This is a genomic window from Caulobacter sp. D5, from assembly GCF_003185805.1.
Classification (GTDB): domain Bacteria; phylum Pseudomonadota; class Alphaproteobacteria; order Caulobacterales; family Caulobacteraceae; genus Caulobacter.
The window spans coordinates 1-6568 of the sequence record NZ_QHJY01000071.1 but is presented as its reverse complement, the minus strand read 5'-3'; the positions used below and the strand labels follow the sequence as shown (position 1 = coordinate 6568).

4 protein-coding genes and 1 pseudogene are annotated in these 6568 nt (G+C 68.5%); 3 read left to right on the top strand and 2 right to left on the bottom strand.

The window, feature by feature from the left end:
- The 3 genes from DMC18_RS05755 to DMC18_RS05745 all read left to right on the top strand — a co-directional run.
- On the top strand, positions 1-715 hold a 715-nt coding region (locus DMC18_RS05755), incomplete at its 5' end, for a FecR family protein (protein ID WP_110132761.1).
- A gap of 124 nt (positions 716-839) precedes the next feature.
- Positions 840-3899, top strand: a complete 3060-nt coding sequence (locus DMC18_RS05750; RefSeq protein WP_110119393.1) for a TonB-dependent receptor — start codon at positions 840-842, stop codon at positions 3897-3899.
- A gap of 90 nt (positions 3900-3989) precedes the next feature.
- A complete protein-coding gene (locus DMC18_RS05745; protein WP_110132760.1) occupies positions 3990-5093 on the top strand; it encodes a pectinesterase family protein in 1104 nt (367 codons plus the stop codon).
- Here DMC18_RS05745 and DMC18_RS05740 read toward each other — a convergent pair.
- Together DMC18_RS05740 and DMC18_RS05735 are read right to left on the bottom strand one after the other, a co-directional pair.
- Positions 5090-6115 carry an amidohydrolase family protein gene (locus DMC18_RS05740; protein ID WP_110119391.1) on the bottom strand — a complete coding sequence of 342 codons (1026 nt, stop codon included), beginning with the start codon at positions 6113-6115 and terminating at the stop codon, positions 5090-5092. The genes DMC18_RS05745 and DMC18_RS05740 overlap by 4 nt on opposite strands.
- A 128-nt stretch (positions 6116-6243) precedes the next feature.
- A pseudogene (locus DMC18_RS05735) lies at positions 6244-6568 on the bottom strand (MFS transporter); the annotation flags it as partial.

Here is a 6568-nt window from a genome sequence, read left to right as displayed (position 1 = left end):
CGGTGGTGTCGCCGCGGCCGCCGCCTGCGTCGCGGCGCTGCTGGTCCCGCGCCTGTTGGCCGCGCGCTACGGCACGGCGGTGGGCGAGATCCGGCGCGTGCCGCTGGCCGACGGCTCGATGGCCGCCATCAACACCGACACGGCGCTGGAAGTGGCCATGAAGCCGCGCAAGCGCGAGGTGCGGCTCGACAAGGGAGAGGCCTGGTTCCAGGTCGCCAAGGACGCGCAGCGGCCGTTCGTGGTCGAGAGCGGGCCGGTGCGGGTGAGGGCGGTCGGCACCGCCTTCTCCGTCCGTCGCCGCACCGGCGGCTGCGAGGTGCTGGTCACCGAGGGCGTGGTCGAGGTCTGGTCCGAAGGCGCGGGCGAGGCGCCCCGCCGCGTGGCCGCCGGCGAGCGGGTCTTCGTCTCCGACAGCGCCGGCGCGGCTCGGCCGGCGGCCGCGTCTCTGGAGATCACCCGGGAACTGGCCTGGCGCGAAGGCCAGATCGTGCTCGACGGCGAGGCCTTCGGCGCGGCGGCCGAGGAGTTCAACCGTTACAACGCCCGCAAGATCGTCATCGTCGACCGGGGGCTGGCCGACCAGCGGCTGGTCGGCTGGTTCCGCACCAACGAGCCGGAAAGCTTCGCCCGCGCCGCCGCCGCCAGCTTCGGCGCGAAGGTGACGGTGCGCGGCGACGCCATCCTGGTGGAGGCAAGCGCGGCGCTTGCGGAATAGGGGCCGGCCGCCCTTGGCGCGAAAAATTTCGCCGATGTCTGACGGAAACCGGTTTCCCTCGCATCGCTCTAGACAGGCGCTCCGAGAAGCGCCGTGCGAAACGACAAAACAGGGAGGGCGCGGAATGGGTTGTCCGCGATATGTCTACGGCAAGTCGGCCTTGATGCTGGCGGCTGGCGCCGCGGCGGTGCTGGTGGGCACGCAAGCCCAGGCTCAGGCCCGCAAATTCGATATTCCGGCCCAGGCCGCGGCCACGGGCATTCCGCAGTTCGGCAAGCAGGCCGACCTGCAGATCCTGGCGCCGCAGGCGGCCGTCCAGGGCAAGAAGGTCAACGCCGTACGTGGGACCTACACCGTCTCCGAAGGCCTTTCGCGCCTGCTCGACGGCGCCAACCTGACCGTGGTCTCCAACGACGGCCGCACGGCGGTGCTGGGCCAGAAGGCCTCGGTGCAACTGGCTTCGACCGCCCCGGTCGCCATCCCGCAGCAGTCCGAGCCGGTCGGCGACACGATCGAGGAGCCCGCCGCCGTCGAAGAGGTGGTGGTCACCGGCTTCCGCGCCAGCCTAGGCAGCGCCCTGAACGTCAAGAAGCGCTCCAGCGGCGTGGTCGACGTGATCAAGGCCGAGGACATCGCCGACTTCCCGGACGCCAACCTGGCCGAGTCCATCCAGCGCGTGCCCGGCGTCTCGATCGCCCGCGACGCCGGCGAAGGCCGCCAGATCACCGTCCGGGGCCTCGGGCCCCAGTTCACCCGCGTGCGCATCAACGGCGTCGAGGGCCAGAGCACGGCCAGCGGCACCGACAGCTCGGGCGGCGCCAACCGCAACCGCTCGTTCGACTTCAACGTCTTCGCCTCGGAGCTCTTCAACAGCATCACCGTGCGCAAGACCGCCTCTGCCTCGACCGAGGAAGGCTCGCTGGGCGCCACGGTCGACCTGCAGACCGGCCGGCCGTTCGACTACAAGGGCGCCACCTTCGTGGTCTCGGCCCAGCAGGGCTACAACGATCTCTCCGAAAGCTGGGACCCGCGCTTCGCGGCCCTGGCCTCGAACACCTGGTTCGACGGCAAGCTCGGCGCGCTGGTCTCGGTGGCCTATACCGAGCGCCACCTGCTGGAAGAGGGGCACGGCTCGGGCGGCTGGCTGAACGGCACGGAGGTGGGCGGCTTCAGCCCGGCCTCGACCTTCACCCAGGCAAGCTCCGCCAGCGTCTTCACCCCGCGCTTCCCGCGCTATGGCCGCCTGACCCATGACCAGAAGCGCCTGGGGATCACCAGTTCGCTGCAGTTCCGGCCCGACGAGAAGACCCTGATCTCGGCCGACTTCCTCTATTCGGACTTCAAGGCCACCCGCACCGAGAACTGGCTGGAAGCCCTGTCCTTCGCCCGCAACGCCGCCCAGGGCGGTCGGCCCGAGATCATCGTCCGCGACGGCGTGGTCAACGCCAAGGGCGACATGGTCTACGGCCTGTTCGACGACGTCGATGTCGAGAGCGAGACCCGCTTCGACAAGCTCGACACCAAGTACACCCAGGCCACCTTCACCGCCGAGCACCACTTCACGGATCGGTTCAAGGTGACCGGCCTGGTCGGCTTCTCGAAGTCGGACTTCGACAACCCGATCCAGACGACGGTGATCCTCAACCGCGAGAACGCCGACGGCTTCTCCTACGACTACCGGAACAACGCCAACCTGCCGGCGATGAACTTCGGCTTCGACGTCACCGACCCTCTGGCCTACAACTTCGGCGCGGCGCGCTCGGAGATCCGCCTGCGGCCGCAGGGCGTGACCAACACCATCCAGACCGCCCAGCTCGACGGCGACTATGAGCTGAACGACACCTTCCGCCTGAAGGCGGGCGTGAACCTCAAGAAGTACGAGTTCGACTCCTGGGCCCTCGCGCGGGTCAGCGAGTCCGTGGTGCCGACCCTGCCGGCCGGCGTCACCCTGGCCAGCCTGACGACCCTGGTCTCGGGCTTCGGCAAGAACCTCGGCGCCTCGGGCATCCCGACCGCCTGGGCCGCCCCCGACCTCGACGCCTTCGCCAAGCTGTTCAACATCTACAGCGGCACGGGCCTGTTCGAGCTGTCGGGCGCCAGCAACTCGGCCGCCCGCGGCAATATCCGCAGCGTCACCGAGAAGGACACCGCCGCCTACGTGCAGCTGGACTTCAACACCGACCGCTTCGCCTGGCCCCTGCGCGGCGACGTCGGCGTGCGCTACGTCAAGACCGACCAGAGCTCGACCGGCTACCAGCTGGTGTCCGGCGCGGCCCAGCAGGCCACGGTCAACCGCGACTACGAGGACGTGCTGCCGGCCCTCAACCTGACCGCCGAGGTCACGCCCGACTTCCTGCTGCGCTTCGGCGCGGCCAAGGTGATGACGCGTCCCAACCTCGGCAGCCTGACGCCGGGCGGCAGCCTCAGCGTCGCGGGCGTGTTCAGCGTCAGCTCGGGCAATCCCTATCTCGACCCGATCCGGGCCACGACCTACGACCTGTCTGCCGAGTGGTACTTCGCCAAGGACGCCCTGCTGTCGGTCGGCCTGTTCTACAAGGACATCGACAGCTACATCCAGACGCAGCGGATTTCGCAGACCTTCGCGGCCTCGGGCCTGCCGGTCAGCCTGCTCGACGGCCTTACCGGCGTGTCGGCCAGCGACACCTTCCTGTTCAGCAAGCCGGTCAACACCAAGGGCGGCCCGCTGAAGGGGATCGAGATCAGCTACCAGCAGCCGTTCAGCTTCCTGCCGGGCCCGCTGCGCCACACCGGGGCGATCTTCAACGTCACGATCGTCGACTCCAAGATCGACTACATCTCCAGCCTGTCCTCTACCGGCTACGTGCAGAACGATCTGGTGGGCCTGTCGAAGAACGCCTTCAACGCCACGCTCTACTACGAGGACGACCGGTTCAGCGCCCGCGTCTCCGGCGCCTATCGCGACAAGTACCTGACCGCGGTGCCCAGCGGCACCTCGACCAACGACATCGACGGGGTGCGCGACACCTTCACCGTCGACGCCTCGGCCTCGTACGCGATCAACAAGCGCCTGAAGATCACCTTCGAGGGCCTGAACCTGACCGACGAGTTCAACGCCCAGTACACCGACAGCGAGCGCGACAGCATCTACGTCTACTCGCACACCGGGCGGCAATATAACTTCGGCCTGCGGTACTCGTTCTAGGCCGAACGAAAGCTTCCTCCTCCCAGGGGAATTTAGGGCGTCGGTCTTTCCTCCAGGACCGGCGCCCGCCTTTTCTTTTTCGAGGCTTCAATGACGATGGTTTCGCGCCGCGCGGTGACGGCCGGCCTGCTGCTGATCCCGGGCATGGCCTCGGCTGCGCCCCGCTACGACGCCGTGCTGAAGCGGCCCGACGATCCGCGCCGCTTTTCCGCCCCCACCTATGACCGCCTCTCGGCCGCCGTCGCCGCCGCGCCCAAGGACGGGGCGCGACCGTTCAAGATCCTCGTGACGCGCGGCGTCTGGGACGAGCAGGGCGTGATCGACAAGCCGTTCGTCCATCTGGTCGGCGAGGACCGCCAGGCCAGCATCATCAGCCACCTGGCCGCGTCGGGCCTGATCGCGCCCGACGGCAAGCGCTGGGGCACCTTCCGCACCCCGACCCTGTTCGTGCGCGCCCCCGACTTCGCCGCCCGCAACCTGACCATCCGCAACGCCTTCGACGGGCTTGCGGAAATGTCCAAGCCCGGCGGCCTGCACTCGCATGACGGCGGCGGCCCGCAGGCCGTGGCCCTGATGCTCGACAAGGGCAGCGACCGCGCCCGGCTCAGTGAGGTCGACATCCTCAGCTACCAGGACACCCTGTTCCCCGACGCCGGCCGCAGCCTGTTCGAGCGCTGCCTGATCGCCGGCAGCTACGACTTCATCTTCGGGGCGGGCAGGGCGTTCTTCCGCGATTGCGAGATCCGCTCGCTGCCGCGCCCGGTCGATCCGGTCGATGGCTATGTCGTCGCCCCCAGCACGCCGATCGACAAGCCGTTCGGCTTCGTGTTCAAGGACTGCCGCCTGACCAAGGCCCCCGGCACGGCGCGCCATTCGGTCTATCTGGGCCGGCCCTGGCGGCCGTCCGGCGTGTTCCCCGACGGCCGCTACGGAGATCCGAAATATGTCGCGGCTGCCGCCTTCATCGATTGCTGGATGGACGACCACGTCGCGCCCGAGGGCTGGACCAAGATGTGGTACACCGGCAAGGACGGCAATCCGCGCACCATGCTGCAGCCGGAGAGCGTGAGGTTCTCGCAGTTCGGCTCCGGCGGCCCCGGCGCGGCGGCGTTCCGGCGCGGGCGCACGCTGACGGCGGCCGAGGCCAAGGGCATGAGCCAGCGAGCCGTGCTCGCCGGCTGGAACGTCCGCTAGAGCCCGCGGGCCTTCAGGATCGCGTCGAGACGCGGGAACACCCGGCGGGCGTTGCCCTCGAAGATCGCGTGGCGGTCGGCGTCGGGGATGTCCAGCGCGTCGACATAGCGCTTGGTGTCGTCGAAGTAGAACCCCGTCGTCGGGTCGACGCCGCGCACCGCGCCGACCATCTCCGAGCCGAACAGGATGTTCTTGCTGTCGATCACTTCGGCCAGCAGGTTCACGCCCGGCTGGTGATAGACGCAGGTGTCGAAGAACACGTTCTCCATCAGGTGCTTGTCCAGGCCCGGCTTCTTCAGCATGTCGGCCAGGCCTCGGTAGCGGCCCCAGTGGTAGGGAACAGCGCCGCCGCCGTGCGGGATGATGAACTTCAGGGTCGGGAAGTCGGCGAACAGGTCGCCCTCGATCAGCTGCATGAAGGCGATGGTGTCGGCGGCGATGTAGAAGGCGCCGGTGGCGTGCAGGGCGTGGTTGCACGAGCCCGAGACGTGGATCATCGCCGGCACGTCCAGCTCGCACATCTTCTCGTAGAAGGGATACCAGTAGCGGTCGGTCAGCGGCGGATGGGCGAAATGGCCGCCGCCGGGGTCTGGGTTGAGGTTGCAGCCGATGAAGCCCAGCTCGTTGACGCACCGCTCCAGTTCGGCGATCGAGCCTTGCAGGTCGGCGGCCGGCGACTGGGGCAGCATGCAGACGCCCGCGAAGGTCTCCGGATAGAGATCGACCACCCGCTTGATCAGGTCGTTGCAGCGTTCGGCCCAGGCGCGGCTGACGCCCTCGTCGCCGACATGGTGGGCCATGGTCGAGGCGCGGGGGCTGAAGATGGTCATGTCGGCGCCGCGCTCGCGGATCAGCCGCAGCTGCGCGCCCTCGATGGACTCGCGGATCAGGTCGTCGGGAATGTCGGGATAGAGGGGCGGCGGAGCCTTGGCGTCGAAAGCCTTCACCTGAGCTTCACGCCAGGCGTTGTGGGGCTCCGGCGCGGTCGTGTAGTGGCCGTGGCAGTCGATGATCAGGCTCATACGGAGAGAACTTTCCTTACCGCGCAGACGGGGCCGCGTGGCCGGAAAATGCCCGCGCCGCCGGACCCTGTCGTATCGGATGATCGGAACGGCTATGCCGCCCGGTTATAGGCCGGGCGGCGCGCGTCTCAGATCTTCACCGGCTCCATCGTCGGGGCGAGCAGGTGGACGACCAGTAGGGCGACGAGATAGGCGCTGCCGGCGACGATGAAGATCGGGGTGTAGGTGCCGATCGTCTCGAGGACCTGGCCGATATATTTGGAGAACACCATGCCGCCCAGAGCCCCGAGCATGCCGCCGATGCCGACGACCGAGCCGACGGCGCCGCGCGGGAAGACGTCGGAGGGCAGGGTGTAGAGATTGGCCGAGAAGCCCTGGTGGGCGGCGGTGGCCACCCCGATGATCAGCACCGCGACCCAGACCGAGCTGGCGAACGAGGCGAACATCACCGGC

Coding starts and splice junctions, on each gene's coding strand:
- DMC18_RS05750 (WP_110119393.1), top strand. CDS start 840: ATGGGTTGTCCGCGATATGTCTACGGCAAGTCGGCCTTGATGCTGGCG.
- DMC18_RS05745 (WP_110132760.1), top strand. CDS start 3,990: ATGACGATGGTTTCGCGCCGCGCGGTGACGGCCGGCCTGCTGCTGATC.
- DMC18_RS05740 (WP_110119391.1), bottom strand. CDS start 6,115: ATGAGCCTGATCATCGACTGCCACGGCCACTACACGACCGCGCCGGAG.